The sequence below is a fragment of the Porphyromonas uenonis 60-3 genome, from assembly GCF_000174775.1.
GTDB lineage: Bacteria > Bacteroidota > Bacteroidia > Bacteroidales > Porphyromonadaceae > Porphyromonas > Porphyromonas uenonis_A.
The window spans coordinates 1-968 of sequence record NZ_ACLR01000154.1 but is presented as its reverse complement, the minus strand read 5'-3'; the positions used below and the strand labels follow the sequence as shown (position 1 = coordinate 968).

Below are 968 nucleotides of genomic sequence, written 5' to 3'. Positions count from 1 at the left end.
AGCAGAAAAGCATGGTGTCGGTCTTGACTCCTCGACCAGCGTTCTTCTTGCTCCAAGAGACGAGGCTCCGGAACCCCTTAGGGTTGTTTTCTACAGTGGTGTAGGCGAGCTGCTGCTCGCTGTCTGATTCTGATTCGTAGCGAATCAGGGTAGCATCCAGTTTTTCTTTGGAAACGTCGATGCCGATAAAGTGATATTCCATAACTTTGTATCTGATTATTGATAAGGACCAGCTAGGCTACATTAGACTATTACTTTAATTAGGCTCTAGGCCTCACTTTCTAATGAGTCTCAAGTAGCTGAACTCCAGAGGGTCTATAACAGACCTTAGGCTCGAAGCCTCGTAGGGACGATAGATTACCCTCTGGTTGCTGTCCTTACCTCACTACAACAAAGGTAAGAACAACCCGTTCAACTGACCTAATCTCGGGTCGATTTCTTTTCACTCTGCAAAGTTAAAGTAGGGACGCACGGTCGTGCGTCCGTTGTCGAACGACGAGACGAGTAGCCCTGTGTAGGGACGCTCGGTGAGTATCTAGTGGGAGGGCGTCCGTACCCGTTAAAGATTACGATGACCAGTTTGTATGATGACTGGGTTATACGTCTCGCCTTGACACAACGGACGCTCGACCGAGCGGCCCTACAACCGTTACTCGTCTCGCTTTAACGAGAACGGACGCTCGACCGAGCGTCCCTACAACCGTTACTCGTCTCACTTTAACGGGGACGGACGCTCGACCGAGCGTCCCTACAACCGTTACTCGTCTTGAGCGCGTTTACAAAGGGCTATTCGTAAGATTTGCCGGAGCTTGTTTTTTTTCCCACCCTCGTAAGGAGCGGGGCTAGCTAGTGCGACTCTGTATGGCTGAGTAGGCTTGCTTGAGTAGCTCGAGGGTGTCACGTGCGGCCTCTTGCTGGGCGCGCTTCTTGCTACTACCGGCGCCTCGGCCTACGGGCTTGCCATCGAT

At 51.8% G+C, this 968-nt stretch carries 1 protein-coding gene and 1 pseudogene; both read right to left on the bottom strand.

Annotation, left to right across the window (positions count from 1 at the left end; all coding sequences use genetic code 11):
• Window positions 1-202 (bottom strand): annotated as a pseudogene (locus PORUE0001_RS05110) (IS110 family transposase); the annotation flags it as partial.
• Between the two features lie 640 nt (window positions 203-842).
• Complete coding sequence (locus PORUE0001_RS10075; RefSeq protein ID WP_232501421.1) at window positions 843-968, bottom strand: putative dsRNA-binding protein; 126 nt, start codon at window positions 966-968, stop codon at window positions 843-845.